This window comes from Aquidulcibacter paucihalophilus, assembly GCA_030285985.1.
Taxonomy (GTDB): Bacteria; Pseudomonadota; Alphaproteobacteria; order Caulobacterales; family Caulobacteraceae; genus Brevundimonas.
The window spans coordinates 3,045,753-3,070,357 of the sequence record CP127384.1 but is presented as its reverse complement, the minus strand read 5'-3'; the positions used below and the strand labels follow the sequence as shown (position 1 = coordinate 3,070,357).

32 protein-coding genes and 1 tRNA gene are annotated in these 24,605 nt (G+C 68.7%); 17 read left to right on the top strand and 16 right to left on the bottom strand.

Going from position 1 to position 24,605, the window contains the following annotated elements:
- Window positions 1–19: 19 nt before the first annotated feature.
- From KB221_15240 to trmB, 6 genes are all read right to left on the bottom strand, one after another.
- On the bottom strand, window positions 20–688 hold the full coding sequence (locus KB221_15240; protein ID WIY69404.1) for an RNA-binding protein: 669 nt from the start codon (window positions 686–688) through the stop codon (window positions 20–22).
- Window positions 689–706: 18 nt separating this feature from the next.
- Window positions 707–2,449, bottom strand: coding sequence for a transcription termination factor NusA (gene nusA, locus KB221_15235; protein WIY69403.1), 1,743 nt, complete (start codon window positions 2,447–2,449; stop codon window positions 707–709).
- A 3-nt stretch (window positions 2,450–2,452) separates the two neighbouring features.
- The gene (gene rimP, locus KB221_15230) at window positions 2,453–2,995 is read right to left on the bottom strand and encodes a ribosome maturation factor RimP (protein ID WIY69402.1); all 543 of its coding nucleotides are present in this window, start codon (window positions 2,993–2,995) and stop codon (window positions 2,453–2,455) included.
- Window positions 2,996–3,108: 113 nt separating this feature from the next.
- On the bottom strand, window positions 3,109–3,606 hold the full coding sequence (locus KB221_15225) for a hypothetical protein (protein WIY69401.1): 498 nt from the start codon (window positions 3,604–3,606) through the stop codon (window positions 3,109–3,111).
- Window positions 3,607–3,614: 8 nt separating this feature from the next.
- Window positions 3,615–4,124 (bottom strand): DUF1993 domain-containing protein, encoded by a 510-nt coding sequence (locus KB221_15220; protein WIY69400.1) that lies wholly within the window; start codon window positions 4,122–4,124, stop codon window positions 3,615–3,617.
- A 17-nt stretch (window positions 4,125–4,141) separates the two neighbouring features.
- Complete coding sequence (trmB, locus tag KB221_15215) at window positions 4,142–4,837, bottom strand: tRNA (guanosine(46)-N7)-methyltransferase TrmB (protein ID WIY69399.1); 696 nt, start codon at window positions 4,835–4,837, stop codon at window positions 4,142–4,144.
- An 89-nt stretch (window positions 4,838–4,926) separates the two neighbouring features.
- Between trmB and KB221_15210 the strand changes: the two genes are divergently transcribed.
- Window positions 4,927–5,175 carry a hypothetical protein gene (locus tag KB221_15210; protein ID WIY69398.1) on the top strand — a complete coding sequence of 83 codons (249 nt, stop codon included), beginning with the start codon at window positions 4,927–4,929 and terminating at the stop codon, window positions 5,173–5,175.
- Here the strand turns inward: KB221_15210 and metK are convergent.
- The 6 genes from metK to hemC form a co-directional block, all read right to left on the bottom strand.
- Window positions 5,172–6,371, bottom strand: a complete 1,200-nt coding sequence (gene metK, locus KB221_15205; protein ID WIY69397.1) for a methionine adenosyltransferase — start codon at window positions 6,369–6,371, stop codon at window positions 5,172–5,174. The genes KB221_15210 and metK overlap by 4 nt on opposite strands.
- Before the next feature lie 56 nt (window positions 6,372–6,427).
- The gene (locus KB221_15200) at window positions 6,428–6,886 is read right to left on the bottom strand and encodes a hypothetical protein (protein ID WIY69396.1); all 459 of its coding nucleotides are present in this window, start codon (window positions 6,884–6,886) and stop codon (window positions 6,428–6,430) included.
- A 152-nt stretch (window positions 6,887–7,038) separates the two neighbouring features.
- Window positions 7,039–7,299, bottom strand: a complete 261-nt coding sequence (locus tag KB221_15195) for a hypothetical protein (protein WIY69395.1) — start codon at window positions 7,297–7,299, stop codon at window positions 7,039–7,041.
- Between the two features lie 350 nt (window positions 7,300–7,649).
- Window positions 7,650–7,725 (bottom strand) — tRNA-Thr (locus KB221_15190).
- A gap of 41 nt (window positions 7,726–7,766) precedes the next feature.
- Window positions 7,767–8,336 (bottom strand): uroporphyrinogen-III synthase, encoded by a 570-nt coding sequence (locus KB221_15185; protein ID WIY70948.1) that lies wholly within the window; start codon window positions 8,334–8,336, stop codon window positions 7,767–7,769.
- Between the two features lie 107 nt (window positions 8,337–8,443).
- Entirely contained in the window at window positions 8,444–9,394 is a 951-nt protein-coding gene (hemC, locus tag KB221_15180; GenBank protein WIY69394.1) for a hydroxymethylbilane synthase, read from the bottom strand.
- Between the two features lie 41 nt (window positions 9,395–9,435).
- Here hemC and tsaD point away from each other — a divergent pair, with 41 nt between their 5' ends.
- Genes tsaD through KB221_15165 form a run of 3 tightly spaced genes read left to right on the top strand, consistent with a single transcriptional unit; the run spans window position 9,436 to window position 11,943 of the window.
- The gene (gene tsaD / locus KB221_15175) at window positions 9,436–10,560 is read left to right on the top strand and encodes a tRNA (adenosine(37)-N6)-threonylcarbamoyltransferase complex transferase subunit TsaD (protein WIY69393.1); all 1,125 of its coding nucleotides are present in this window, start codon (window positions 9,436–9,438) and stop codon (window positions 10,558–10,560) included.
- 10 nt (window positions 10,561–10,570) lie between these two features.
- A complete protein-coding gene (locus KB221_15170) occupies window positions 10,571–11,569 on the top strand; it encodes an NAD(P)H-dependent glycerol-3-phosphate dehydrogenase (GenBank protein WIY69392.1) in 999 nt (332 codons plus the stop codon).
- Window positions 11,566–11,943, top strand: a complete 378-nt coding sequence (locus KB221_15165; GenBank protein WIY69391.1) for a Rieske (2Fe-2S) protein — start codon at window positions 11,566–11,568, stop codon at window positions 11,941–11,943. Before KB221_15170 ends, KB221_15165 begins: the two co-directional genes overlap by 4 nt.
- A gap of 5 nt (window positions 11,944–11,948) precedes the next feature.
- Here KB221_15165 and KB221_15160 read toward each other — a convergent pair whose 3' ends face one another.
- Window positions 11,949–12,710, bottom strand: coding sequence for a class I SAM-dependent methyltransferase (locus KB221_15160; protein WIY69390.1), 762 nt, complete (start codon window positions 12,708–12,710; stop codon window positions 11,949–11,951).
- Between the two features lie 128 nt (window positions 12,711–12,838).
- On the opposite strand from KB221_15160, the gene KB221_15155 reads away from it, so the two are divergent.
- The 5 genes from KB221_15155 to KB221_15135 are packed head-to-tail and all read left to right on the top strand — an operon-like array spanning window position 12,839 to window position 16,492.
- Window positions 12,839–13,408, top strand: a complete 570-nt coding sequence (locus KB221_15155) for a hypothetical protein (protein WIY69389.1) — start codon at window positions 12,839–12,841, stop codon at window positions 13,406–13,408.
- A 15-nt stretch (window positions 13,409–13,423) separates the two neighbouring features.
- Window positions 13,424–14,044, top strand: coding sequence for a hypothetical protein (locus tag KB221_15150; GenBank protein ID WIY69388.1), 621 nt, complete (start codon window positions 13,424–13,426; stop codon window positions 14,042–14,044).
- A 3-nt stretch (window positions 14,045–14,047) separates the two neighbouring features.
- Window positions 14,048–14,350 (top strand): transcriptional regulator, encoded by a 303-nt coding sequence (locus KB221_15145; protein ID WIY69387.1) that lies wholly within the window; start codon window positions 14,048–14,050, stop codon window positions 14,348–14,350.
- Between the two features lie 46 nt (window positions 14,351–14,396).
- On the top strand, window positions 14,397–15,176 hold the full coding sequence (locus tag KB221_15140; protein WIY69386.1) for a tyrosine-protein phosphatase: 780 nt from the start codon (window positions 14,397–14,399) through the stop codon (window positions 15,174–15,176).
- 2 nt (window positions 15,177–15,178) lie between these two features.
- On the top strand, window positions 15,179–16,492 hold the full coding sequence (locus KB221_15135) for a chorismate-binding protein (protein WIY69385.1): 1,314 nt from the start codon (window positions 15,179–15,181) through the stop codon (window positions 16,490–16,492).
- Here KB221_15135 and KB221_15130 read toward each other — a convergent pair.
- The 3 genes from KB221_15130 to KB221_15120 are packed head-to-tail and all read right to left on the bottom strand — an operon-like array spanning window position 16,489 to window position 18,007.
- Window positions 16,489–17,025, bottom strand: a complete 537-nt coding sequence (locus KB221_15130; protein ID WIY69384.1) for a pilus assembly protein — start codon at window positions 17,023–17,025, stop codon at window positions 16,489–16,491. The genes KB221_15135 and KB221_15130 overlap by 4 nt on opposite strands.
- The gene (locus KB221_15125; protein WIY69383.1) at window positions 17,022–17,561 is read right to left on the bottom strand and encodes a pilus assembly protein; all 540 of its coding nucleotides are present in this window, start codon (window positions 17,559–17,561) and stop codon (window positions 17,022–17,024) included. Before KB221_15125 ends, KB221_15130 begins: the two co-directional genes overlap by 4 nt.
- A 26-nt stretch (window positions 17,562–17,587) precedes the next feature.
- A complete protein-coding gene (locus KB221_15120) occupies window positions 17,588–18,007 on the bottom strand; it encodes a pilus assembly protein N-terminal domain-containing protein (protein ID WIY69382.1) in 420 nt (139 codons plus the stop codon).
- A 267-nt stretch (window positions 18,008–18,274) separates the two neighbouring features.
- On the opposite strand from KB221_15120, the gene KB221_15115 reads away from it, so the two are divergent.
- The 8 genes from KB221_15115 to KB221_15080 all read left to right on the top strand — a co-directional run bounded on the left by KB221_15115 (window position 18,275) and on the right by KB221_15080 (window position 24,605).
- On the top strand, window positions 18,275–18,445 hold the full coding sequence (locus tag KB221_15115; GenBank protein ID WIY69381.1) for a Flp family type IVb pilin: 171 nt from the start codon (window positions 18,275–18,277) through the stop codon (window positions 18,443–18,445).
- Between the two features lie 247 nt (window positions 18,446–18,692).
- Window positions 18,693–18,872: a Flp family type IVb pilin gene (locus KB221_15110; protein ID WIY69380.1), complete on the top strand. Its 180-nt coding sequence runs from the start codon at window positions 18,693–18,695 to the stop codon at window positions 18,870–18,872.
- A 238-nt stretch (window positions 18,873–19,110) separates the two neighbouring features.
- A complete protein-coding gene (locus KB221_15105) occupies window positions 19,111–19,290 on the top strand; it encodes a Flp family type IVb pilin (protein ID WIY69379.1) in 180 nt (59 codons plus the stop codon).
- Window positions 19,291–19,410: 120 nt separating this feature from the next.
- On the top strand, window positions 19,411–19,923 hold the full coding sequence (locus KB221_15100) for a prepilin peptidase (protein ID WIY69378.1): 513 nt from the start codon (window positions 19,411–19,413) through the stop codon (window positions 19,921–19,923).
- Window positions 19,924–20,035: 112 nt separating this feature from the next.
- The gene (gene cpaB, locus KB221_15095; GenBank protein WIY69377.1) at window positions 20,036–20,956 is read left to right on the top strand and encodes a Flp pilus assembly protein CpaB; all 921 of its coding nucleotides are present in this window, start codon (window positions 20,036–20,038) and stop codon (window positions 20,954–20,956) included.
- Window positions 20,953–22,377 (top strand): type II and III secretion system protein family protein, encoded by a 1,425-nt coding sequence (locus KB221_15090; protein ID WIY69376.1) that lies wholly within the window; start codon window positions 20,953–20,955, stop codon window positions 22,375–22,377. Before cpaB ends, KB221_15090 begins: the two co-directional genes overlap by 4 nt.
- Before the next feature lie 8 nt (window positions 22,378–22,385).
- Window positions 22,386–23,045 carry a CpaD family pilus assembly protein gene (locus KB221_15085; protein ID WIY69375.1) on the top strand — a complete coding sequence of 220 codons (660 nt, stop codon included), beginning with the start codon at window positions 22,386–22,388 and terminating at the stop codon, window positions 23,043–23,045.
- A 6-nt stretch (window positions 23,046–23,051) separates the two neighbouring features.
- On the top strand, window positions 23,052–24,605 hold the full coding sequence (locus KB221_15080; protein ID WIY69374.1) for a CpaE family protein: 1,554 nt from the start codon (window positions 23,052–23,054) through the stop codon (window positions 24,603–24,605).

Below are 24,605 nucleotides of genomic sequence, written 5' to 3'. Positions count from 1 at the left end.
CGCGTCGCCCGGCCCCCAATCAGGGAGCAGAACCCCGCCCGTCCAAATCCTTGTTCGGCATCTCAGCCGGCTCTCCGCCCCACTCCGGGGGCAGAAGCGGTCGAAATCCCGCCAGTCGTTCGACCTCTATGGTCCAGCGATCGGCCCGCCCGCTTTCAAGCAGGACGGCGTGTATCGCATTTTCCAGCCCAAGGGCCAAACTCAAATCGTCCGCCGTGAAGACGCCGCAGACTTTCGGAGGCGGCGTCATGTGTTTCGCCAGCGAAAGAAGCTTGCCGCGACCGTCGGCGGAACCGTCCGCCGCCTCGATGATCCATGCGGTCTTGCCCGACCGCACATTGGCCAGGGATTTCTCGAAGCCTGAGATAAGCACGCCTTCGCGCCGGGCAAGGCCCAGCTGGTCCAGACAGCGCCGGAACAGCAGGCTTTCGACCGTGTCCGCGAGGTCCGCGGCCGGCTTCATCGGGGCCTTGGCGGCCCGCGAGAACAGGTTCTTCTTCACCGCCGTCTCGATCGAGGCGCGGTCCGCCGCGACCCAGAGGCCGCGGCCCGGCAGCTTGCGCGCCAGGTCGGGGGCGACCGAACCGTCCGGAGCGGCGACGAAGCGGATCAGGCGAGATTCATCCATGACCTCGTGGGTGACGAGGTCCCGGCGTTCCCTATCGATCGTCGCTTCGCGCAGACTCATGAACGATCCGGCTTCCCATCACGCGTCGGGGGTTTGTTCGGGGTCCTCGGCGAGGACCTCGTCGGCAGCGGCTTCGGCGTCCTCGCCTTCCGGCGCGGCGGCGAAGACGGCTTCGGCGTCGTATTCGCCCTCGGCCAGCTCTTCCTCGTATTCCGGCTCCGGCGGCTGCGGCAGTTCCGAGGCGTCGATCCAGCCGGCCGCGACGCGGGCCTGGAGGATCAGCATCTCGGCCTCTTCCTGGGCCAGGTTGAAGCTTTCCAGAACGCCCGGGACCTTGGTCCGTTCGCCGTTTTTCACTTCATAGCCGCCGCGGATCTCGTCGGTGGCCAGATCGGCCAGGTCCTCGACGGTCTTGATCCCGCCTTCGCCCAGGGCGACGGCGATGGCGCCGGTGACGCCAGGCACGGTCATGACCTCGTCCAGCACGCCCAGTTCGACGCGTTTGGCGTCGAGGATGGCGGCCTGACGGTCGAGGAAGTCGCGGGCGCGGGCCTGCAGTTCCTCGGCGGTGTCCTCGTCGAAGCCCTCGATGTCGGAGATTTCGTAGGATTCCACGAAGGCCAGGTCTTCCACCGTGGCGAAGCCTTCGGTGACCAGCAGCTGGGCGATGACCTCGTCCACGTCCAGGGCTTCCTGGAACAGAACGGTGCGCTCGCTGAACTCGCGCTGGCGGCGCTCGGAGTCCTGGCTCTCGGTGATGATGTCGATCTGCCAGCCGGTCAGCTGGCTGGCCAGGCGGACGTTCTGGCCGCGGCGGCCGATGGCCAGCGACAGCTGTTCGTCCGGCACCACGACCTCAACGCGGTCGGCTTCCTCGTCGAGGACGACCTTGGAGACTTCGGCCGGGGCCAGGGCGTTGACGATGAAGGTGGGCTCGTCCGAGTTCCACTGGATGATGTCGATCTTCTCGCCCTGCAGTTCGGCGACGACCGCCTGGACCCGCGAGCCGCGCATGCCGACGCAGGCGCCGACGGGATCGATGGAGGAGTCGTTCGACAGCACGGCCATCTTGGCGCGCGAGCCGGCGTCGCGGGCGGCGGCGCGGATTTCGATCACGCCGTCGTAAACTTCCGGGACTTCCTGGGCGAACAGCTTGGCCATGAAGCCGGGGTGCGAGCGCGACAGCATGACCTGCGGGCCCTTGGCCTCGGCGCGGACGTCATAGATGTAGGTGCGGATCCGGTCGCCGATGTTGAACACCTCGCGCGGGATGGAGTCGTTGCGGCGCATGATGCCCTCGCCGCGGCCCAGATCGACGACGGTGTTGCCGTATTCGACGCGCTTGACGGTGCCGTTGACGATCTCGCCGACGCGGTCCTTGAACTCTTCGTACTGGTTGGCGCGTTCGGCGTCGCGGACCTTGCCGGTCACGACCTGGCGAGCCATCTGGGTCTGCACCCGGCCGAATTCGAACGGCGGCAGGTTCTCGATGTATTCCTTGCCGACAAAGGCTTCCGGATCGCGCTTGGAGGCGTCGGTCAGGCGGACCATGGCGGAGTCGTTGAACTCTTCCAGCTCATCTTCCGGCTGCCAGTCGTCGGCCACGATGGTGACGTGACGGGTCAGGGCCATTTCGCCCGACTTGATGTCGATCTTGGCGCGGATGTCGTGATGGGCGCCGTAGCGCGACTTGGCGCCCTTCTGGATCGCTTCCTCGATCGCCTCGACGACGATCTCCTTGTCGATGTTCTTTTCGCGCGCGACCGCATCGGCGATCGTCAGCAGTTCGAGTCGGTTCGCGGAAACGCCGGCAACAGCCATGGTCTAGTCCTCGGTCTCTTCAGAGTTGTCGTTACGGGCGGCGCGCTTCTCGGCACCCGCCTTCATCAGTTCGTCGGTCAGCACCAGTTTGGCGTCGACCAGCCAGTCGAAGGGAATGAGGGCGGTGTCCTCCTCCCCTTCCAGATCCATGGCGACATTGTCGCCGTCGGTGCCGGCGATCATGCCCTTGAACCGCTTGCGGCCCTCGATCATGCGGTCGCTTTCCAGCCGCGCCTCATAGCCCTCGAACAGGTCGAAGTCGGACAGGCGGGTCAGCGGGCGGTCGACGCCGGGCGAGGACACTTCCAGCAGATATTCGCCGGCGATCGGGTCGGCGGCGTCGAACACTTCCGACACGGCGCGGCTCAGACGGGCGCATTCCTCGACGGCGATGTCATGATCCGAAGGGCGCTCGGCCATGATCTGCAGCCGCCGGCGCAGGGTGCCGCCCATCAGACGCACGCGCACGATGTCGAGACCCAGGCTCTCCGCCACGGGTTCGATCAGCTCCAGCAGAGCGCGGTCTTCAACGGTCTTGGCCTTCAAGGGGCTCGGTCCAAACAAAAAGCGGCGGACCAAACGGCCGCCGCTTCAAACGGCGCCGTTAGGACGCCGGTCTAACGATGTGAGGGGGCGTATAGCGCCGACGGGAGGGCTTGTCAGCCCCTCTTGGCGAAGCCCGCATAGATCAGGCCGGCGGCCGCGCCCGAGAGGAGCAGGCTGGCGACCATGCCCCAGCCGTCCCTGTCGCTGTTCGCCCAGAGGTCGGGCGTGGCCCAGGGCGCGAAAAACATCGCCGCGCCCGTCGACAGTCCGGCGATTCCGAGTCCCGCCAGCACATAGAGGCCGGCGGCCAGAATCCCGCCGATCAGGTAGACGATCACGCCGGGCGGTCCGCGCCACGGAATCCGCTGGATCACGGCCAGCACCAGCCCGCCGAAGACGACGCTCGGAATCGCGCCCCAGACCGTCGCGATGAGGATCAGGAAGATCACATTGAACAGCGCGGCACCCTGCCCGTTCAACCCTCCGGAGGACGATAGCGCCAACATCAGCGAGCTCGCCACGAAGGTGATCGCCGCCAGCCCCGGCGCTGACAGGGCGGCGGCCAGAAAGCCGTTGCCGCTGATAGGTGTTCGCGAGTCCGGCGTCATCACGACAACCCTCAGCCCTGGATCAGCTCGATCTCCCCCAGGAAGTCCCGCTTGCCCAGCGGCACGCCCAGATGGCGCAGGATCGCGTAGGCCATCGACAGGTGGAAATAGAAGTTCGGCAGGGCGAAGCTGGTCAGATAGCCCCGGCCCTCGAAATTCAGCTCGACGCCGGGGAAGCGCAGCTCGATCCGGCGGGTCTCGCCGCCGGCGAAGGCCGCCGCCTCCACTCCCTCGATGAAGGCGATCGACAGGGCGACGGTAGCCTTGAGCTCGGCCAGGCTGGCCTCGGCATCATCGGTCTTCGGCCAGGGCTGGTCGGTCAGGCGGGCGATGCAGCTCCGGGCCGAGAAGGCTGCCATGCGGACCTGATCGGGGAAGGGCCGCATGTCCGGTGCCAGACGCGCCTCCATCAGCACCGCCTCGTCCAGACCGGCCTCGACGGCCCGGTCGATCAGCCCGGACAGGACGTTCAGACCGCGCAGGAACATGGAGGTCGAGAGGGTGTCGACGGCGAGGCTCATGGGTGGGTCCTTCGGGTTCAGGTGCGCAGGAAATCGAGGAAGATCGGCGGGGTGTCGCCCAGCTTCTTCTCTTCATAGCGGGTAATCACATGGTCGGCGGGGGCGGTGCGCCAGTCGTCGGCGGCCTCGGCCTGCCAGACCAGACCGGGCGTCTGCTCGAACTTCTCAAGCGCCCATTCGGCATAGTCCTTCCAGTCGGTGACGAAACGCAGCCCGCCGCCGGGTTTGAGCAGGCGTGCAATCTCGGCCGCGGTCTCGACCTGGACCAGCCGGCGCTTGTTATGCCGCGCCTTGTGCCAGGGGTCGGGGAACAGGATCATCACCCGGTCCAGCGAGGCGTCGGGCAGGGCGGTCATCACGTCGCGGGCGTCGTCGGCGTGCAGGCGCACATTCTTCAGCCCGCCCTCCTCGATATGGCGCAGGGCCGAGGCGACGCCGTTCAGGAAGGGCTCGCAGCCGATCATCAGCGTGTCGGGACGGCGCGCCGCCTGGGCCGCCAGATGCTCGCCGCCGCCGAAGCCGATCTCGAGCCAGACGGCCTTCGCTCCCGGCATCAGGGCGTGCGGATCGATCGGCCCCGCCTTCGGATCGGGCAGGGCGATGCCGGGCAGCAGGGTGTCGAACAGGGCCGCCTGCCGCGGCTTGATGGCGCGCGACTTGATGCGGCCGAACGAGCGGAGCGGGCGGTGGGCGGGGTCGTCGGAAGTGGACATGGGCGGCCTTATAGGCGGTCGTGCTGGCAGAGCGAGTCCTTCACAGCGCGCGCTGTCTTCCCATGTTCTGAGGGCGCAGGGAGCAGGGCATGGCGGACATCATCGGCTGGGGCGTGGGCCTCGCCCTGATCGGACTGATCGTATGGGCCACGCTGGCCATGGCGGGCGGCGGCGGGCGGAGAGCCTCGAAACGGCGTGGGGGCGGCGTGCAGATGATGGCGGCCATGCTGCTGGGCTTCGGCGCTGCCCTCGACCCGCCGCAACGCCATGTGGCCGAGGCCAAGGACGAAACGCCCAGGGGCTCGCCGGAGACCGGCGAGCCCGGGCTGGACGACTAGGCCAGAGCCTTCAGCTGGTCGACCAGATCGGTCTTCTCCCAGCTGAAGCCGCCGTCGGCGTCCGGCGCGCGGCCGAAATGGCCGTAGGCGGCGGTGCGGGCATAGATCGGCTTGTTCAGACCGAGGTGCTCGCGGATGGCGCGCGGCGTGGCCCCGCCGATCAGGCCGAGGATGTTGGCCTCCAGCACCGCTTCGGTGATCGCGCCCTTGCCGGTGCCGTGCAGGTCGACGTGGATCGACTGCGGCTTGGCCACGCCGATGGCGTAGCTGATCTGGATCGTGCAGCGATCGGCGAGGCCGGCGGCGACGACGTTCTTGGCCAGGTAGCGGCAGGCATAGGCGGCCGAGCGGTCGACCTTGGTCGGATCCTTGCCCGAGAAGGCACCACCGCCGTGCGGGGCCGCGCCGCCGTAGGTGTCGACGATGATCTTGCGGCCGGTAACGCCGGCATCGCCGTCCGGCCCGCCGATCTCGAAAATGCCGGTCGGATTGATGTGCCAGACGGTGTTCTCGTCGGTGAAGCCCTCGGGCAGCACTTCGAGGATATAGGGTTTGACGATGTCCGCGACGTCGGCCGAGGACAGGCCGGCGGCGTGCTGGGTCGACAGGACTATCGAGGTGGCGCGCACCGGCACGCCGTCCTCGTACTGGATGGTGACCTGGCTCTTGGCGTCGGGCTCAAGCCGCCTGTCGCCGCCGTGGCGGACCTCGGCGAGACGCTTCAGGATGTTGTGGCTGTACTGCAGGGTCGCCGGCATCAGCTCGGGCGTCTCGTTCGAGGCGTAGCCGAACATGATGCCCTGGTCGCCCGCGCCCTCGTCCTTGTTGCCCGAGGCGTCGACGCCGACGGCGATGTCGGCCGACTGGCCGTGCAGGCGGTTGATGAACTCGAACCTGTCCCAGTGGAAACCGGTCTGCTCGTAACCGATGTCGCGCACCGCGGCCCGCACTGCGGCCTCGATCTCGGCCTCGATGCCGGCGGCCCAGTTTCCGCTGGTGTCCATGATCCCTTGGCCGCGGATCTCCCCGGCCAGAACCACCAAATTCGTCGTCGTCAGCGTCTCGCACGCCACCCGGGCCTCCGGATCCTTCGAAAGGAACAGGTCCACGACGGTGTCGGAGATGCGGTCCGCGACCTTGTCGGGATGGCCTTCGGAAACGCTTTCCGAGGTGAACAGGAACGACGAACGGGACAAGGCGGAGCTCCGGCGGGTGGGAAGGCCGAAAGACATATAAGGATATCTTTATATGTTCAAGCCGCTCGCCGCTGGCGGGCGAGGTGCCAGACAGCCGAGGCGCTGGCCGGCGCCTCGCCCGCCAGCCAGCGTTCGAAGGCACCGCTGGCCAGCATCAGCACCGTCAACATGCCGAGTCCCAGCTGGGCGCTCGCCTCCCCAAGTGGCGTGATCTCCGGAATCAGCAGCGCCGACAGATGCACGCCCGCGATCAGCACAAAGCAGGCGCACACCCCCAGAGGCCACCAGCGTTCCCGCCGCAGGGCCAGCCAAAGGAAGGCGGCGAAGGAAATGACGTCGACGATTGCGATCGCCCACCGGAGGTCGCCGAACCGGACATCGTTCAACGGCAGGGCCGCCATCCAGCCGGCCAGCCAGAACACCGCTCCCAGCCGCTCCGGATGCCCGCCCTTGAGCCAGGCTGTCGCCAGGGCGGACAGGCCGGCGACCAGATACAGAAGGACAAAGGGCGTCATGGTCGCGCTCCCCGCGCTGTCGAGGGTTCAGGGCCGGTCGGATGCCGGCAGAACCACGTCGCCGATCGCCTGGGCCTGCGAGGCATAGGCCAGCACCATGTCGGCGACGGCCTTCAACATGACAGCGCAGAGGACGACCAGGCCCGCGATGATCAGGAGGCGGACGCCCCAGCTTGCTGGTGGGGGGCGGTAGCCGAGGCGGCGGTCTGGGCGCCCACCTGGGCCATCACCCAGCCCGCGCTCAGAACCTGCTGCAGCAGTTCGCGCGGACTCGACCGCTCCGCGTCGTCCGCCAGTCCCCGCATCAGATGGGCCCGCAGCGGATCGTCCGCGCCCAGCGGGCTGAACCCGTCCAGCGCGGCTTCCAGATCTTCCCACGTCCAGTGGGGAAGCGGGCTCGACTGATGTCCCATGGTCTGACTCCGTTACGACGGCACCAGAAGAGGCGAGGGCATCCGGCGCGGCTATGGGGTCTTTCGTGGGGTCTGGTACGTTTCGTTCCAGGATCGCGAGCGCCGCCTTGCGCCGGTTGACGCCCAGCCGGCGGCAGGCCTCGTGCACATGCTTCTTGACCGTGGTCTCTGACAGGCCGAGCCGCGCCGCGATTTCCTTGTCGGTCAGGAAGGCGGTCAGCCTCAGACATTCTTCCTGACGCGCGCTGAGCCGCTGTGCCATCGACCGCTCCGAGTACTGCGATCTAGCTAGGGCGTTCGGGACGGGCCGTCCAGATCAACCGATGGTCGATGATGGGTCGGGAAGGAAGTGGTGCCGCTTAGGTGACTCGAACACCTGACCCCCGCATTACGAATGCGATGCTCTACCAGCTGAGCTAAAGCGGCCTTGGCGCGGCGGGTGGGTTGGCCCGCGCGAGAGGGGCTCTTTATACGCGGCGCGCGGGATTGCCAAGCGCCGCGAGCAGGGCCGATTCATCGGGTGTGCGGGCGAGGCGGATTTCGAGGTCGGAACGGTCCGCGAGGGCCGCGGCCGCGGCCGCGGACAGGGCCACGGCGGTCTGTCCGGCGAAGGGGCCCCGGGCGGCGAGGGCGCGGCCGGCGCGGGCAGAATGGATGAGGACCGCATCGAAGGCGTCGGGCGCGGCGGCGGCGGTTTCGACGGCCTCATAGACCGGCAGGGCGCGGGCCTCGAGGTGTTGCCGCAGCAGGGCGGGCAAATCACCCGACGGCTCCCGGGCGCCGGGGACCAGCAACGGGCCGGCGCCGGATCCCTGCGCGGTGATCAGGGCGGCCAGTCGGTCCAGATCTCCGTCTGCGGATTCCACCCGGGCGAACCCTGCCGCGCGGGCAGCCCGGGCCGTGGCGTCACCGACCGTGAAAACCGGGCGGCTGCGGTCCGGGGTCAGGGCGGCGAAGGCCGTGACGCCGTTGGCGCTGGTGAAGGCGAGGGTGGCGGCGCCGGTCAGGTCGGGCGCGGGCTGCGGGATCGGCCGGATGGCCAGCAGGGGGGCGACGAGGGGCTTGAAGCCGAGGGCGGTCAGGCGGTCGGCGGTGCGCGCGGCGCCCGGTTCGGCGCGCGTGACCCAGACGCGGCGGATCGCCGTCAGGGTTCGACCCGCTGGTCGCCGGCGGCGGCGTGGACCTCGGCCCCGAGCCGCAGGCCGAGGGCGCGGGCCTGATCCATGACGTCTCCGGCGGACAGGTCGCCGAGCTCGCCGGCGCGCCGCCAGCGGGCGGAGCCGTCCGGCGCGAGCATTTCGGTGGTCAGGCGCAGCTGGCCGTCGGCAATCATCGCATGCGCCCCGACGGCGGTGCGGCAGGAGCCCTCGAGCGCGGTCATCGCGCCGCGCTCGGCCGCCACGGCGAGCGCCGTCATCGGATCGTTCAGTGCCGCGACCCAGGCGGCACCGAGATCTTCCGTCCGGGTCTGCAGGGCCAGGGCACCCTGTCCGGGGGCGGGCAGGAAGTCGTCCAGCGAGAGCCGCTCGCGGATCACCGCCTCGAACCCCAGCCGGTTCAGACCGGACACGGCCAGCAGGATGGCGTCGAACTCGCCCTCGGCCAGTTTGCGCAGCCGGGTGTCGACATTGCCCCGCAACATTTCGATCCGGAGGTCCGGCCGCAGGGCCAGGGCCTGGGCCTGTCGCCGCAGCGAGGCCGTGCCGAGCCGCGCGCCCTGCGGCAGGTCGGCGAAGGTGGCGAAGGCCTCGCTGACGAACGCGTCGCGGGCATCCTCGCGCGGCGGGACGGCGGCGATGCACAGGCCGTCGGGCTGGTCGGCCGGGACATCCTTCATGGAGTGGACGGCCACATCGACGCGGCCTTCCAGCAGGGCTTCCTCGATCTCTTTCGTGAACAGTGCCTTGCCGCCGATCTCCATCAGCCGGCGGTCCTGCACCCGGTCGCCGGTGGTGACGATCTCGACCAGGGGCACGGCATCGAGCAGATCGGCGTCGGCGACGCCGAGGGCCCGGCCGATGGCGCGCTGCATCATGCCCGACTGGGTCAGGGCCAGTTTCGAGCGGCGCGTGCCGATGCGGACGAGAGGGGCCATGAGTCGTTGCGCCGGGAGAACAGGGTCGCTACCTCGACCCGATGGAGAGGTCCGCCGACTATAGCAGCGAGGAGAGCCGGGCAACCGGCCCGCTCACCGTGCTCGGCCTCGAGACCAGTTGCGACGAGACCGCGGCCTCGGTGGTGCGTCTGTCGCCGGAGGGCGAGGCGACGGTCCTGTCCTCGGTGGTGCACAGCCAGATCGACGACCACGCGGCCTATGGCGGCGTCGTGCCCGAGATCGCGGCCCGCAGCCATGTCGAGATGATCGACGGCGTCGTGCGCCGGGCCATGGACGAGTCCGGCCTGGCCTGGGCGGATCTGGACGGCGTCGCCGCCACCGCCGGACCCGGTCTGGTCGGCGGCGTCATGGTCGGCCTGAGCTTCGGCAAGGCGGTGGCGCTGGCGCGCGGCCTGCCCCTGATCGCGGTCAATCATCTGGAGGGCCATGCGGTCTCGGCGCGGCTGGGCCAGCCGGTCGACTATCCCTTCCTGCTGCTGCTGGTCTCCGGGGGGCATTGCCAGCTTCTGGAGGTGCGCGGCGTCGGCGAGATGACGCGGCTGGGCACGACCATCGACGACGCCGCCGGCGAGGCCTTCGACAAGATCGCCAAGGCCCTGGGGCTTGGCTATCCGGGCGGTCCGGCGCTCGAGAAGCTGGCCGAGGGCGGCGACGGCGCGCGCTTCGACCTGCCGCGGGCGCTGCTGGGCCGCAAGGATTGCGACTTCTCGTTCTCGGGACTGAAGACCGCGGCGGCCCGACTGGCCCAGACCTGCGAGACCGACCAGCAGCGCGCCGACCTTGCCGATGCGGTCCAGACGGCGATCGCCCGCCAGCTCGCCGAACGCTCGGACCGGGCGCTGAAGGCCTATGCCGAAGCGCATCCCCACCGTCTTTTTGTCGTGGCGGGCGGGGTGGCGGCGAACCGGACGGTTCGCGCGACGTTGCAGAAGACGGCGGAGAAAAACGGATTCGCCTTTCTGGCCCCGCCCATGGCTTATTGCACCGACAATGCCGCCATGATCGCACTGGCGGGGGCGGAGCGGTTGCGGAAGGGTCTCGTGTCGGACATCGACACCGCGGCCCGGCCGCGCTGGCCGCTCGACGAATACAGCGCGCTCAACGATCCGACGCATGCGCCGGGCCGCAAGGGTGCCAAGGCTTGAGGGAGTGACCATGCAGTTCAAGACCGCGGGCGTGATCGGTGCCGGTGCCTGGGGCACCGCCCTGGCCCAGGTCGCCGGCTCGGCCGGCCTCGAGGTCCTGTTGCAGGCGCGCGAGCCCGAGGTGGTCGAGAGCATCCGCGCGCGGCGCATCAATGAGGCCTTCCTGCCCGGCATCGAGCTCGACGACCATGTCTCGGTGACGAGCGACCTGGCCGATCTCGGCGCCTGCGACCTGATCCTCGCCGTCCCCCCGGCGCAGCATATGCGGTCGACGCTGACCGCCTTTGCGGCATACCACCGGGCGGGCGTGCCGGTGATCCTCTGCTCCAAGGGGATCGAGCGCGGCTCGTTGAAGCTGATGACGGATGTGCTGGCCGAGACCCTGCCCGCGGCACCCGCGGCGGTCCTGTCCGGGCCCAGTTTCGCGGGCGAGGTGGCGCGTGGTCTGCCCAGCGCCGTCACCCTCGCCTGCGCCGATGAAGCCCTTGGCGAGGCCCTGATGGAGACGCTGTCGGCACCGGCCTTCCGGCCCTATCTGGCCACGGACCTGATCGGGGCCGAGGTCGGCGGCGCGATCAAGAATGTGCTGGCCATTGCCTGCGGCATCAGCGAGGGCCGCGGCCTCGGGCGCAGCGCCCACGCCGCCCTGATCACCCGCGGCTTCGCCGAGATGACACGGATGGGCGTCGCCCTGGGAGGGCAGGCCGAGACCGTGGCGGGCCTGTGCGGCCTCGGCGATCTGGTGCTGACCTGCTCCAGCCCGCAGTCGCGCAATATGAGCCTGGGTCTGGCCCTCGGTCAGGGCCAGACGGTGGAACAGGCCCTGGCCGGAAAACGCTCGGTGGCCGAGGGCTATGAATCCGCTCCGGCTGTGCGCGAACTGGCCCGGAAGATGGGTGTGGACATGCCCATCTCCCTCGCCGTCGCGGCGCTTCTGGCCGGCGAGACCACCGTCCAGGGCATGATCGACGCCCTTCTGTCCCGCCCGCTCAAGGTCGAGCGTCATTGAGCGAGACCGCCCCGGCTGATCGCAAACGCGTCTGGACCACGCCGCCGGGCGTGGCCCTGTGCGTTGAGGCCGACATCGCCGACCCCGGCGCGCGCGGTTTCGTGCTGCAGATCGGCGAGGCCTTCTTCCATGGCTTTGTCGTGCGACGGGACGGTCAGGTGGCCGGCTATGTCGACCGCTGTCCGCATCAGGGTTTTCCGCTGGCGCTCGAGCTGGACCAGTATCTGGTGCCGGACGGGTCGCTGATCCTGTGCGGCTGGCACGGGGCGGTGTTCGAGCCCCTGTCGGGGGCCTGTGTCGGTGGGCCCTGCGCGGGTGCCCGGCTGACGCCCTGGCCGGTCGAGGCGGCGGGCGGGATCATCCGCACCGCCTGATCCGGTCAGTCCGGATTGCGCAGCAAATAGAGGCCGAACCCGATGTAGTCGCGGCCGAACTCCATGATGGCCTGGACCCTGTCAGCGTTGAACACGATCGAGGCGGCCTCGGGTGCCTCGGGATGGACTTCCACCCAGGCCCTGGCCGCGGCGAGGGAGTCGCAGACATAGGCGTCGTACACAGCGTGCGGCGAAATCCGGCCTTCGACGACCTCGAAACCCGCCGCCGCCGCCGCCGCCCGCCAGCCGGCGTCGTCCGTATACTGGTTGGTGACCTCGGTGATCTGGCGCAGCGGGGCCGGCGGGTCGGCCAGCCAGACGACGTCGCCCCACAGCAGCCAGCCGCCGGGCTTGAGGCTGCGGCGCAGGGCGATGAAGCCGGCCTCGGGCGTCGGCCGGCCCTCGCCGCTGACATCGGTGGTCCCGAGCGCGACGATCAGGTCGACCGGTTCCGTGCGCGCCAGCAGCTGCGCCGCGCAGGCAATGGTCAGGGAGACCTGGTGCCCCGCGTTCGCCGCCTCGATCCGGCTTCGGGCGAGATCCGCCATGACCGGATCCAGTTCTACCGCCGCGATCGCCAGGCCGAAGCGCTGCGCGAGCCGGATGGCGACGGTCGCATTGCCCGTGCCGATGTCGATCGCCGTCGCGCCCTCGCCCAGACCGGTGCGGGCGACCGCCGCCTCGAGCACGGACAGTTCGACGCCGTTGCAGACCTCTCGCACCTCATAGGCGATGCGCTGGAAACTCATGGGGAGGCGGGAGGACATGCGCCGTTTGTCTCGCGTCACGAGGCAGCGGGCAAGCGCTCCGGGGGGCAGGTCGGATAACGTTCAAACAAGTACTTTACATATTAAAGTGCTTGTGACATAAAGAGGAGACAAATGGAGACGCCCCGATGACCGCCGCCGCCTTCACCCTTGATACGCCGCGCGCCGAGCCGGGCGTGACGGTCTGCGCGGGACGCCTGCTGTTGCTGGCGGGATCCGTCTTCGGTGTCGCCAACCTGTTTCAATGGGGCGTATTGAGCGGCGCGCTGGACCTGCATCCGGCGTTTCTGGGCCTCAACTGGGCCGTCGCCGTCGCCGTCTTCATGAGCGGGCTCATCCGTCTCCGCCGCATCGGCGGTGAAGCGGCCCGCGGCGTCGCCGGCTGGTCGCGCGCCTTCGTCCTGGCCATTGTGGGGGTCGCCCTGGCGCTGGCCGTGGTGTCCTACGCGGCGGGTGACTGGGGACTGATGCGCTGGAATTCAGCGGCCGGCCTTCTGCTGTACGCCACGGGCTGGGGGATTGCGGCCGTCCGCACCGGGACGCCCAATATGGGCGCGCTCTGCCTCGTGGCCCTCGCTGGTGCTGCGGCGGGTGCCCTGCTGTTCGGAACGCCGGACCAGTACCTGGTCCAGGCCTGTACCCTGGCGCTTGCCGCCCTTCTGCCAGGCCTCTGGCTGGCCTTCGGCCGCCGACTCTGAAAGGACGTTGAACCCATGACCGAGCACAACGAAGACCCCGTCGCCGACATCGCCTGGATGCGTCGTCTGGCGGAAGAAGGCGCCCAGGCCCCCATGCAGGGCGCGCCCATCCTTATGGCGGCCGGCCTGACCTTTGGCACCGGCAGCCTGGCCTTCTGGGCCGAGCTCAACGGGATGTTCGAAGTCCCCGGAATTATGGGCGTGAGCTGGCTGGCGGCCACGGCCCTGTTCCTGGCCATCCTGACCTTCAACCTGACCGGGAGCCGGCGTCGCACGGGGGTGCTGACCGCAGCGAACCGCGCCATCGGCACGGTCTGGGCGGCCGTCGGCATGGGCATCTTCGCCCTCTTCGTCGCCCTGATCATCAATGACTATCGCATGGGCGCATCGCAGGGCTTTACCGGCTTCTGGCTGGTCCCCTCCATCGTCATGGTGTTCTACGGGCTGGGCTGGGCGGTCACGAGCGCGATGCTGAGATCGCGACCGCTCTGGCTGCTGGCGGCTGCGTCCTTTGTGGCGGCACCCCTCATGGCGCTCTTTACGGGTCAGGCCGAACAGTATCTGGCCTATGCGGCAGCCCTGTTCCTGCTGATGGCCCTGCCCGGCTGGATGCTGATGCGGCAGGCGCGGGCCTGACCCATGACCGACGCGTTCGATATCAACCGCATCGACGATGTCATCCATGGACGGGTGCGCCTGGGGATCATGGCCGTCCTGTCCGGCGTCGAGTCTGCGGACTTCAACACCCTGAAGGCGCGGCTGCAGGCGACCGACGGCAATCTGTCGGTTCACCTCCGCAAGCTCGAGGACGCCGGCTTCGTCGCCGTGAGCAAACGGTTCGAGGGCCGCAAGCCCCTGACCGAGGCGACGATGACGCCGCTCGGCCGCACGGCTTTCGTCGCCTATCTCGACGCCATGCAGGGCCTTGTCAGCAAGCCGTGACAGCTGGGCGGTGGTTCGCGCCGACAGGGTCGTCTAGACAGGGCGAATGACCGGCCGCATCCATCGTTTCGACGCCCTCGACAATTTCCGCGACTACGGCGACTACGCCACGGCGGCGGGCCGACATATCGCGCCCGGTCAGTTGTACCGCTCGGCACACCAGGCCCGCGCCAGCGAGGCCGATCTGGAGCGGCTTGGTGCCCTGGGTCTCGGCACCGTCGTCGATCTGCGCCGCCCGTCCGAGCGCCGCGCCCAGCCCTCGAAGCGGCCGGCCGGCTTCCGCGCCACGGTGATCGAGAGCGACCATGACGATGGGGGCGAGGCGCCGCACATGACCTTCCTGCGAACCGCCGACCTGACCCCTGACTCGGGCCGGCGGTTCATGACCGAAACCTACCGGAAACTTGCGTTCGAACCGTCCCATCTCGACCTGTTCACCCGCTATTTCCGCGCCCTCGGAGAGACGGACGGCCCGGTCCTGATCCATTGCGCGGCCGGCAAGGATCGCACCGGCCTGCTGGCCGCCCTGACCCACCATCTGCTGGGGGTCCATCACGACGACATGGTCGCCGACTATCTGCTGACCAACACCGCCGTTGACCTGGAAGGCCGGGCACCCGGCATCGCCCGCCAGCTCGAGGCCCAGACCGGACGGGTCGCGTCCCACGACGCCGTTGTCGCCTTCCTCGGGGTCGAGCCGGTCTATCTGGACACGGCCCTGGCCGGGATCGCAGACCGTCACGGCTCGACCGACGCCTATCTGGAGCAGGCGCTCGGGGTCGATGCGGCCCTGCGCGACCGGATCGGCGCGCGTCTGGCGCGGTGACCGTGGCAGTGCGCCCGGTCGAGGCCTGTTCCGTGGACGCCCGCAATCGGCCCTGGAAGGATCCGCTGGCGGTCGCCGCCGGTCTGAGAGATCTGGAGGGGCCGCTGGCCCTGCTCTCGGACGGAGGGGCGCTGGGCCGCTGGTCTTTCGTCGCCGCAGAACCGGACCTGATCCATGTCGGACCGTCCGGGCCGAGCGCGACGCTGGACATCCTCCGCCGCCCTGACCTCGCCGCCGGCGTCGTCGGCCTGCTCGCCTATGACGCGGGTGCCCGTGTCGCGACCGGGCCGCGCGAGCCGGTCTGGCCCGATCTGATGCTGGCCCGCTATCCGGCCATGCTCGCCTTCGACCACCAGGGCGGCACGGTGCGGGTTCTGGGCCGGGGCGACAGCCCTGAGGCCGCGCGCGCCGCCGCGGACCGTGCTGAACGATGGCTGTCCGACGCGGTGGAGCCGGCCTGTCCGGCCGCGCCCGCCGCCGGCTTCAACGCCGAAGCGCCGCCGGAGGCCTATCTGGACGCGGTCGCCGATGTCGTCGACCGGATCGCGTCGGGCCAGCTGTACCAGGCCAATATCGCGCGCGCCTGGACCGGTGACCTGAAGGATGGGGCCGATCCGTTCGACGTCATGTTGCGGCTGGCGGACCGGGCCGCCGCCTATGGCGCCTTCTGGCGGCTGGGCGACCGGGCGGTGGTCTCAAACTCGCCGGAGCTGTTCCTGACCTTCGATCCGGCCAGCCGGCGGGTCGAGAGCCGGCCGATCAAGGGCACGCGGCCCCGCGATCCGGACCCGGTCCGGGACGCGGCTCTCGCGGCCGAGCTCAGCGCCAGCCTGAAGGACCGGGCGGAAAACCTGATGATCGTCGATCTGATGCGCAACGACCTGTCGCGCGTCGCCGTGCCGGGGTCGGTCTCGGTTTCGACGCTGTTCGAGGTCGAGTGCCACCCGACGGTTCATCATCTGGTCTCGACGGTCTCGGGGCTGGCCCGCGCCGGCGTCGGCGCGGCGGACCTGCTCGAGGCGACCTTCCCGCCGGGCTCCATAACCGGCGCGCCCAAGCATGAGGCGATGAAGGTCATCGCGGGCCATGAGCCCCCGCGTGGGCCCTGGTGCGGCAGTCTGTTCCACATTGAGGATGACGGGCGGCTGACGGCTTCCGTCCTGATCCGGACCGCGGCGTTCGAGCGCATGGACGGCCGATGGCGGTTCCGCACCCTGGCCGGCGCCGGCATCGTGGCGGACAGCGACCCGGCCGCCGAACTGGCCGAGACGGACGCCAAGATCAGGGCGCTGAGAGAAGCCCTGACGGGCTCCTAGCAGTTCGAGCAAAGGGTTTTGTCGACGGTCCGCGGACGCAGATAGTAGGTGTGCGAGAAGCGGGTGATGCCGGGCATGAAATAGTCGACGGGCGAGTCGTAGTCATAGGTCGCTTCCGACACGATGATGCTCTCGCCGTTGGCGATCAGGTCGGCCGGCAGGGTGATGGCGGAGCCGACCACCCGGGCGGTCATGCCGTCGCCCCGGCTCCAGTCTACCTTGGCGGCGCCCGCGGTGCGCGTGACGCTGCTGACCCGCTGCTTCAGGCCGCTGGTGGCGAACGGCTTCATGATCAGGCCGCCGATGTCGAAGATGTCTTCAAGATTGGCGGTCGAAACCGCCTCTTCCTGGGCGACCAGGTCGGCGACCATGGCCGAGACGTGCCCCATGCGCTTCTGGGCCATGAAACCCTGGCAGAACTCCGCCATGCCGAAATAGAAGGCGATCAGGACCGGCGCGAGCAGGGCGAATTCGACCGCCGAGACACCCCGCTCGTCGCGACCGAGACGAAAGAACAGGCCGCGCCGCATCATGCCGGCTCGTTCCGGAAGGCGGTGGTGGCGGTCAGCATGGCGGCACCGTCGTTCATGCGCGACAGCCCCTGGCCGAGGAAGGTCGTCAGCAGGGGCTGGCGGTACCAGACCCGCACCAGGACCAGGTCGCCGGGTGCGCCGTTGCTGTAGGTCAGGACGCCATTGTCGAAGGTGCCGCCGGCCATGGGATCGGGCGGGACGGTGGCGAACTGCGGGATCACCCGGACGTCGACGGTGGCCCGGGTGGCGCAGTCGGTCGAGAAGATGCTCATCCGCCCGCACAGCGAGGTTTTGAAGGTGGTCGCGGTCAAGGACTGTGCGCTGGCCTGGCCGGTGCGAACCAGGCGTCCGGTTTCGATGGTGGCGTTTTCCAGAATGGAGTCCGTCACGAAGACGATCCCGAGCTCAAGGATGGCGAACACCATAAGGATGAAGGGCAGGGCGACCATGCCGAACTCCACCGCTGCCGAGCCGTCAGTCGAACGGATCAGGCTGCGGGCAAACGGTCCGCGGAACCGCTTTCGCCGGGAATTCACGGAGCAGGGGGACACCGTCGGGTCCCTCAGGGCGTCGGTATCGGGCCGCTGGTCCCGCGGACGGACGGCGAGCAGGACGATGCGCAGGCCATTTCGGTGGCCTGGCCGCCGCGCCAGACCCGGACCCGGCCCGCACCCGCGCCGTCGGTCACGACGATCTGGCTCTGGAACACGGTGCGGCCGATGGTGTCGACCGCAACGATCTCGGTCACGCCGTTGCCCTTTCCGGTGATGTAGAGGGTGTTGGCGTCCACCACCGTGACATCGGCGATCGCGGGATTGCCGATGATCACCGACCCGGCCGGGCCGCGCAGCTGGACCCGCTGGGTCTGATCGATCTCGACGTTCAGGCTGCCTGACTGCGCCGTCCCGATGGCCGGTGCGAACACGACCGCGGCCGCGGCCAGGCCGGCGACGAGGCGGGCGGGGGATATGGATCGGGTCATGGCGTCGACTTCCAGTGAACAGGGCGCGCGCGTGAGCGTTTCGCGACACTGCTCCGCAATCCTCAAGAAAGTCTGAAATCATGCAGCCGCGCCTGAAATCATAGTAAACGTAACGTCAATAAAGAAATCGCACTGATGTTTTCTCGTTTTACTCGTCCTTAATCCTTGAGACGCCTGTTGATCGTCCAGCCGGGGGGCAAGGGGGCGCAGGTCGACAGGCCTGTTGGCGTCACTGACCGCTCGGTTAAACCCAGAGAAAGTTCAGTTATGTCCAAGTTCGTTTCGAAGTTCATGTCCGACGAGTCGGGTGCTACCGCCATCGAGTACGGCCTCATCGCCGCGCTCATCGCCGTCGTGATCATCTCTTCTGTCTCGGCCCTGGGCACGACCATCATGACCAAGTTCAAGGCAGTCGTGACCGGCATGGGCGGTGCCTAAGCGCGGACTACAGTCCTGAAACGGGCGAGGGGCCGGAGTGGAAACGCTCCGGCCCCTTTGCTTTGGCCGCCTATCCGGCGGCGAGGCCAACATGAAAACTTTTTAGAGTAAATCTCGAAGTAACCATGAGCCGCCACGTGACTTTAACCGTTATCGGCGAAAACGGTCCTGCGTTTGGGGGACAGGCGGGCTACCGACCCCTCCCCCGTATCAGTAGCTCGCTTCACTCCGTTCAAAGGAAAAACCGATGACCAAGTTTGTTTCGAAGTTCATGTCCGACGAGTCGGGCGCCACCGCCATTGAGTACGGCCTGATCGCCGCCCTGATCGCCGTCGTGATCATCTCGGCCGTGACGGCCCTGGGCTCGACCATCAAGACCAAGTTCAACGCCGTCGTCACCGGCATGGGCGGCACCGCCGGCGCCTAAGCGCCGACGACAGTCCTGAAACTGGCGAAGGGCCGGAGCGGAAACGCTCCGGCCCTTTTGCCGTCCCGGCGGGCTGCGAGGCCGGCCTTCCCAAGGTCCTTATGGTGAAGCTGCCGGTAAGGACGATCGTACGCGTCAGCTTAACCGGAGGACGGCATGGTGAAGATGTTCAGGGGGTCAGACGGGTGACCGGCTCCCCCCGCCAGTCACCTGCAACCCCATCGGGAGGGATATTCCAATGACCAAGTTTGTTTCGAAATTCATGTCCGACGAGTCGGGCGCCACCGCCATTGAGTACGGCCTGATCGCCGCCCTGATCGCCGTCGTGATCATCTCTGCCGTGACGGCCCTGGGCACGACCATCAAGGGCAAGTTCAACGACGTAGTCACCGGCATGGGCGGCACCGCCGGCGCCTAAGCGCCGACGACAGTCCTGAAACCGACGGGAGGCCGGAGCGGAGACGCTCCGGCCTCTTTCGTTTGCGCGACGGGCTGTATGGCAACCGGGTTTTAACCGTCGATCAGGCACAAGGGGGGCATGGACACCGTCACCCTGCTCTTCCTCGGCATCATGCCCGCGCTCGCCATCGTCGCGGGTCTCAAGGACCTGACGTCGATGAAGATTCCGAACTGGATCTCCGGACTTCTGGTCCTCGCCTTTTTCCCAGCCGCCCTGGCCGTCGGACTCGACCCGATGACGGTGGCCGTCAACGTCGGCGTCGCAGCCCTGGCGCTGGTGGTCGGAGCCGGCATGTTCGCCCTGCGCTGGATCGGCGGCGGCGACGCCAAGCTGATGGCCGCGACCTGTCTGTGGCTGGGTCTCAGCGGCTCGGGGATGTTCCTGTTGTGGACGGGCGTGATGGGTGGGCTGTTCTGCCTGGTCCTGCTGTTCGCGCGGTTTCATTCGCGTCCCTATCTGCTGGGCGCGCCCGGATGGGTGGTCCAGCTGATGGAGCCCCGGGGCGACATCCCCTATGGCGTGGCCATCGCCGCGGGCGCGCTGATGGCCTATCCCGCCTCGCCGCTGCTCGCTGCCTTCATCGCGGGATAGTGAGGTTCGGCCGTCACTTAGGCCCGCGTTAACCTGCGCCCGGCATGGTCGTTAACGGCAGGGGGCCGAAGGACCGATTCATCGGTCCGGTCCGGCCTGCCGGAGACCGTCGATGAAGCCCGCCCGTATCATCGTGATCTGCGTCGCCGCCGTGGCCGCCATCGGCCTGGCCCTGGTCGTGCGCGCCATGGGATCGCCCTCGAATTCACCGACCGCCGTCGCCGCGGCCGCCGCCGTTCCGGCGCGGCCGATGGCCAAGGTGCTGGTCGCGGCCAAGGACCTTCAGCCCGGACAGCGGCTGACGGAGTCCGATCTGGCCTGGAAGGAGTGGCCCGTCGATGAGGTCAATCCGGCCTTCATCACCGACGGCACGACGCCGCTGCCCGCTGCCGAAGCGGCTGAGGGCGCGGCTCCGGCCGCCGCCCGGCCCCAGGGCGCCGTGGCCTCCGTCACCCGCGCCGCGAACAATCTGACCACGGGCGGCGCCAAGGCCGACTATGTCGGCTCGGTAGTGCGCGAACCCATCCTGGCGGGCGAACCGATCGTCAGCCGCAAGATCGTCCGCGCCGGCGACAGCGGCTATATGGCCGCCTACCTTGAGCCGGGCATGCGGGCCATGGCGATCCGGGTCACGGTCGAGACCGCCGCCGGCGGCTTCATTCTGCCGGGCGACCGCGTCGACGTCCTGCTGACCCGCGAGACCAACCTGAGCAACATGGGGGCCCAGGAGGGCGACCGGTCCAAATTCGCCTCCTCAACCGTCATGCAGAACATCAAGGTTCTGGCCATCGACCAGTCGACGCGGGCCGGCGACGACGAACAGGCCGTTGTGGGTGCCACCGCGACCCTGGAGGTCGGCCCCCGCGACGCGGAGGCCCTGGCCCTGGCCAAGTCCGAAGGCGAGCTGAGTCTTGTGCTCCGCTCCTACGCCGATACCGGCGGCCCGTCCGGGCGGGTTGCGCCGGCTGTCCGCCAATCCTCCGCCGTTCGCGTCTATCGCGGCGGCGCACCCGAAGTGGTGGTGGTCCAATGAAGCATCTGATCGCGATCGCACTCGTCGGTCTGACGGTCGCCGCTGTCGCGCCCGTCGGGCCGTCGGCGGCCCTTGCCCAGTCCCGCGCCGCCGTTCCCATGGGGGCCGGGGCGCAACTGATCAATTTGCCGCGCGGCTCGTCGATGGCCATCGACCTGCCGTCCGACGCCCGCGACGTCATCGTGCCGAACCCGCTGGTGGCCGAGGCCATGCTGCACTCGCCGCGCCGCATCACCATCATCGGCCTCCAGCCCGGTGAAACCGATGCCGTGGTCCTGGACTCGGCCGGCCGCACCATCCTTTCGCTCCGCGTCCGCGTCGACGCCGGCGTCTCGGCCCTGCAGGACACCCTGAGCCGGGTCATGCCGGGTTCGCAGGTCCGGGCCGAGGCGGTCAATGACAGCATCATCCTGACGGGCCCCGTCAGCAGCCCCGGCGAAGCCGACCGCGCCGCCCAGGTGGCCCGCGCCTTTGTCACCGCCCCCGAGAAGGTCATCAACATGATGACCATCGCCGGCTCCGACCAGGTCATGGTCCGGGCCCGCGTCATCGAGGTCCAGCGCACCGCGATCAAACAGCTGGGTCTGGACGTCAACGGCGTCCTGAACAGCGTCGGCGATGGTCTTTCCCTGACCCAGGGGGCCACTTTCGGCGTGTCCGGCAGCCAGCTGGGCGGCGGCGTCCTCAACTATATTGACCAGGCCGGAGACGGCAGCCGGCTGAGCACCAATATCCGCGCTTTCGAGCGGGCCGGTCTGGTCCGCATCCTGGCCGAGCCGAATGTGACCTCGGTCAATGGCGAGAACGCCGAATTCCTCGCCGGCGGCGAGTTCCCGGTTCCGGTCGGCCGCAGCGTCGATTCCACGACGGGCCAGGTCACCGTCGGCGTCGAGTTCAAGCCGTTCGGCGTGCGGCTGGCCTTCCGGCCGATCGTGCTCTCGGAGGGTCGCATCTCTCTGCAGCTCTCCACCGAGGTTTCCGAGCTGACGACCGCCGGTGCCTTCACCCTCGGCGGCACGGCCGATGACGCCCTGGTCATCCCGGCCCTGAACGTGCGCCGCGCCTCCTCCACCGTGGAACTGCCCTCGGGCGGGTCGATGATGATCGCCGGCCTGCTGCGTGAGGACACCCGCCAGAATATCGACCAGCTGCCGGGCATCGGCAGCCTGCCGGTCCTCGGCGCCCTGTTCCGCTCGCGGGACTATCTGTCGGGCGAGACTGAACTGGTCATCATCATCGAGGCCTACATCGTCTCGCCGACCTCGCCCGGCCGCCTGCAGACACCGGCCGACGGCCTGTTGATCGCCAGCGATGCCCAGACGCTGCTGTTCGGCCAGTTGAACCAGCAGTTCCGCCGTCCCGGTGCCGCGGCCGCGGCCGACGCCGGCTGGAGCGGCCCTGTGGGCTATGTCATCGAATGAGGATCCCCGTGAAACGCGCCCTCGCATCCGCCGTCTTCGTCCTCGCTGTCTCAGGCTGCGCTTCGGTTTCCGGCTCCGTCGATGCGCCGACGACGCCTCTGTCGCGCTATTCGCTGCAGGTCGAGCCCGGCCTGGATCGCATCGCCCTGGCCGTCCACGATCAGGGCCTGTCGGCGAACCAGCACGCGGCCCTGCGCGGGCTGGCGGCCCGGTACGGCGCGTCGGGCTCCGGCCATGTCCGGATTGAATCCCCCTCGGGCGACGACCCGGTCGCGGTCGAGCAGGCCTACGCCGTCCGCACCGTCCTGCAGGCTGCCGGGGTCCCCGAGGACCGCATCCAGATGGCTGCCTACGCCGCCCCCGATCCGCGCGCGCCGGTGCTGGCCGGTTTCGAGTCCATCCGGGCCTCCGTTCCGGACTGCTCGCTTGAGACCCGCAACATGGGGGCCCGGTTTTCAAACCAGAGCTCCGGCGGCTTCGGCTGCGCCATCACGGCCAATATGGCGGCCCAGATCGCCTATCCCCGCGACATTCTCGGTGCTCGCCCCATGACGCCGGCCGATTCCGGCCGGGCGGCGGTGGTGTTCGACAACTATCGACGCGGCGAGGTCAGTTCGACGCCGCAGGAACCCCTGGTGAACGGCCGCATCTCCGGGGCTGTGGAATAGCGTGACATGAGCAACGCCTTCGCGCCCCGGCCATTTGACGAGTTGGACGACGAGTTCGATCTCGACGCGGGTTACACCGCGCCGGGCGCCGTCATGCCTGACGAAGCCGCTTCCGACATCGAGACCTTCGAGGAGGTCGTCGTCGATCAACGTCAGGCGCTGCAGTTCACCGCTCCGACGGTGGCTGTCGTGCCGCTTCCGGCTGTGCAGTCCGTGCCCGAACACCGGCCGGACGATGCGCCCCCGCAGGGTGCCGGGTTCAATCCCGTCGGCGATCTGGTCGCCGGTGCCACGGCGGCCTTCTCGCCCATCAGCCTCGGCGGCCATACGGCCGAGGTGTCGGTCCCGCGTATCGCCATCCACGTCTTCGCGGAACGGCAGGACACGCTCGCCGCCGCCGAGCGTGCCGGCCAGGACCGTCGCCTGTCCCGCGCCACGACGCAGATCCGCGTCGGCGGTGTCGCCGCGGCAGTCGAGGCCTATCGGCACGAGCCGACCCCGCCGCTGATCGTCGTCGAATGCATGAAGGACCCGCAGACCCTGCTGTGGGAAGTCGACCAGCTGGCCGAGGTCTGCGACGCCGGCACCAAGGTGGTCGTGGTCGGAGCCACCAACGACATCCTCCTGTTCCGCGAGCTGATGCGGCGCGGGGTCAGTGAATATCTCGTGGTGCCGTTGCAGCCGCTGCAGCTGATCTCGGCCATCGGTGGCCTGTTCGCCGATCCGGCCCAGCCCTTCGTCGGCCGCTCGATCGCCTTCGTCGGCGCCCGCGGCGGCACGGGCTCCAGCTCCGTGGCACACAACACCGCCTGGGCGATGAGCGAGCGGATCGGCGCCAATACGGTCATCGTCGACTACGACCTGCCGTTCGGCACTGCGGGTCTGGACTTCAACCAGGATCCGCTCAGCGGTGTCGCCGACGCCCTGAGCCAGCCGGATCGGCTCGACCCTGTGCTGCTGGACCGGATGATGGTTCGCTGCACCGACAAGCTCAGCCTGTTTGCCGCGCCGGCGACCCTCGACGTCGACTGGGACATCTCCCCGGAAGCGTTCGAGGAAGTGACGACCCAGATCCGTTCGACCGCGCCCTTCGTGGTGCTGGACCTGCCGCATCTCTGGTCCGGCTGGATGCGCCGCACCCTGATCGCCGCCGACGAGGTGGTGATCGTGGCGACGCCCGATCTGGCCAGCCTGCGCAACGCCAAGAACATGATCGATCTGATCAAACAGGGCCGGCCGAACGACGCGCCGCCGCGGCTGGTGCTCAACCAGGTCGGGGTTCCCGGACGTCCCGAGATTCCGGCCAAGGATTTCGGCGCGGCCCTGGGCGTTCACCCCAGCCTGATCATTCCGTTCGAACCCAAGGTCTTCGGTGCCGCGGCCAACAACGGCCAGATGATCCTCGACGCCGGCGGCAAGTCCAAGGCCGGCGAGGCCTTCCAGACCCTCGCCCAGATCGTCTCGCGGCGTGAACTGCCGCTGCTCGCCGGGCCCAAGGGCAAGGCCGGCAAGGCGGAAGGCAAGTCGATGTTCTCCGGCCTGTTCAAGAAGAAGTCCTGA

Bases quoted from the DNA above. Each gene is read 5' to 3' on its own strand.
- KB221_15210 (WIY69398.1), top strand. From the start codon at position 4,927: ATGGCGGACATCATCGGCTGGGGCGTGGGCCTCGCCCTGATCGGACTG.
- cpaB (WIY69377.1), top strand. From the start codon at position 20,036: ATGAAGCCCGCCCGTATCATCGTGATCTGCGTCGCCGCCGTGGCCGCC.
- KB221_15200 (WIY69396.1), bottom strand. From the start codon at position 6,886: ATGACGCCCTTTGTCCTTCTGTATCTGGTCGCCGGCCTGTCCGCCCTG.
- KB221_15130 (WIY69384.1), bottom strand. From the start codon at position 17,025: ATGATGCGGCGCGGCCTGTTCTTTCGTCTCGGTCGCGACGAGCGGGGT.
- KB221_15120 (WIY69382.1), bottom strand. From the start codon at position 18,007: ATGACCCGATCCATATCCCCCGCCCGCCTCGTCGCCGGCCTGGCCGCG.
- KB221_15140 (WIY69386.1), top strand. From the start codon at position 14,397: ATGACCGGCCGCATCCATCGTTTCGACGCCCTCGACAATTTCCGCGAC.
- KB221_15155 (WIY69389.1), top strand. From the start codon at position 12,839: ATGACCGCCGCCGCCTTCACCCTTGATACGCCGCGCGCCGAGCCGGGC.
- KB221_15170 (WIY69392.1), top strand. From the start codon at position 10,571: ATGCAGTTCAAGACCGCGGGCGTGATCGGTGCCGGTGCCTGGGGCACC.
- tsaD (WIY69393.1), top strand. From the start codon at position 9,436: ATGGAGAGGTCCGCCGACTATAGCAGCGAGGAGAGCCGGGCAACCGGC.
- KB221_15105 (WIY69379.1), top strand. From the start codon at position 19,111: ATGACCAAGTTTGTTTCGAAATTCATGTCCGACGAGTCGGGCGCCACC.
- KB221_15145 (WIY69387.1), top strand. From the start codon at position 14,048: ATGACCGACGCGTTCGATATCAACCGCATCGACGATGTCATCCATGGA.
- KB221_15100 (WIY69378.1), top strand. From the start codon at position 19,411: ATGGACACCGTCACCCTGCTCTTCCTCGGCATCATGCCCGCGCTCGCC.
- KB221_15090 (WIY69376.1), top strand. From the start codon at position 20,953: ATGAAGCATCTGATCGCGATCGCACTCGTCGGTCTGACGGTCGCCGCT.
- hemC (WIY69394.1), bottom strand. From the start codon at position 9,394: ATGGCCCCTCTCGTCCGCATCGGCACGCGCCGCTCGAAACTGGCCCTG.
- KB221_15110 (WIY69380.1), top strand. From the start codon at position 18,693: ATGACCAAGTTTGTTTCGAAGTTCATGTCCGACGAGTCGGGCGCCACC.
- KB221_15160 (WIY69390.1), bottom strand. From the start codon at position 12,710: ATGTCCTCCCGCCTCCCCATGAGTTTCCAGCGCATCGCCTATGAGGTG.
- KB221_15150 (WIY69388.1), top strand. From the start codon at position 13,424: ATGACCGAGCACAACGAAGACCCCGTCGCCGACATCGCCTGGATGCGT.
- nusA (WIY69403.1), bottom strand. From the start codon at position 2,449: ATGGCTGTTGCCGGCGTTTCCGCGAACCGACTCGAACTGCTGACGATC.
- KB221_15220 (WIY69400.1), bottom strand. From the start codon at position 4,124: ATGAGCCTCGCCGTCGACACCCTCTCGACCTCCATGTTCCTGCGCGGT.
- KB221_15080 (WIY69374.1), top strand. From the start codon at position 23,052: ATGAGCAACGCCTTCGCGCCCCGGCCATTTGACGAGTTGGACGACGAG.
- KB221_15240 (WIY69404.1), bottom strand. From the start codon at position 688: ATGAGTCTGCGCGAAGCGACGATCGATAGGGAACGCCGGGACCTCGTC.
- KB221_15195 (WIY69395.1), bottom strand. From the start codon at position 7,299: ATGGGACATCAGTCGAGCCCGCTTCCCCACTGGACGTGGGAAGATCTG.
- KB221_15115 (WIY69381.1), top strand. From the start codon at position 18,275: ATGTCCAAGTTCGTTTCGAAGTTCATGTCCGACGAGTCGGGTGCTACC.
- trmB (WIY69399.1), bottom strand. From the start codon at position 4,837: ATGTCCACTTCCGACGACCCCGCCCACCGCCCGCTCCGCTCGTTCGGC.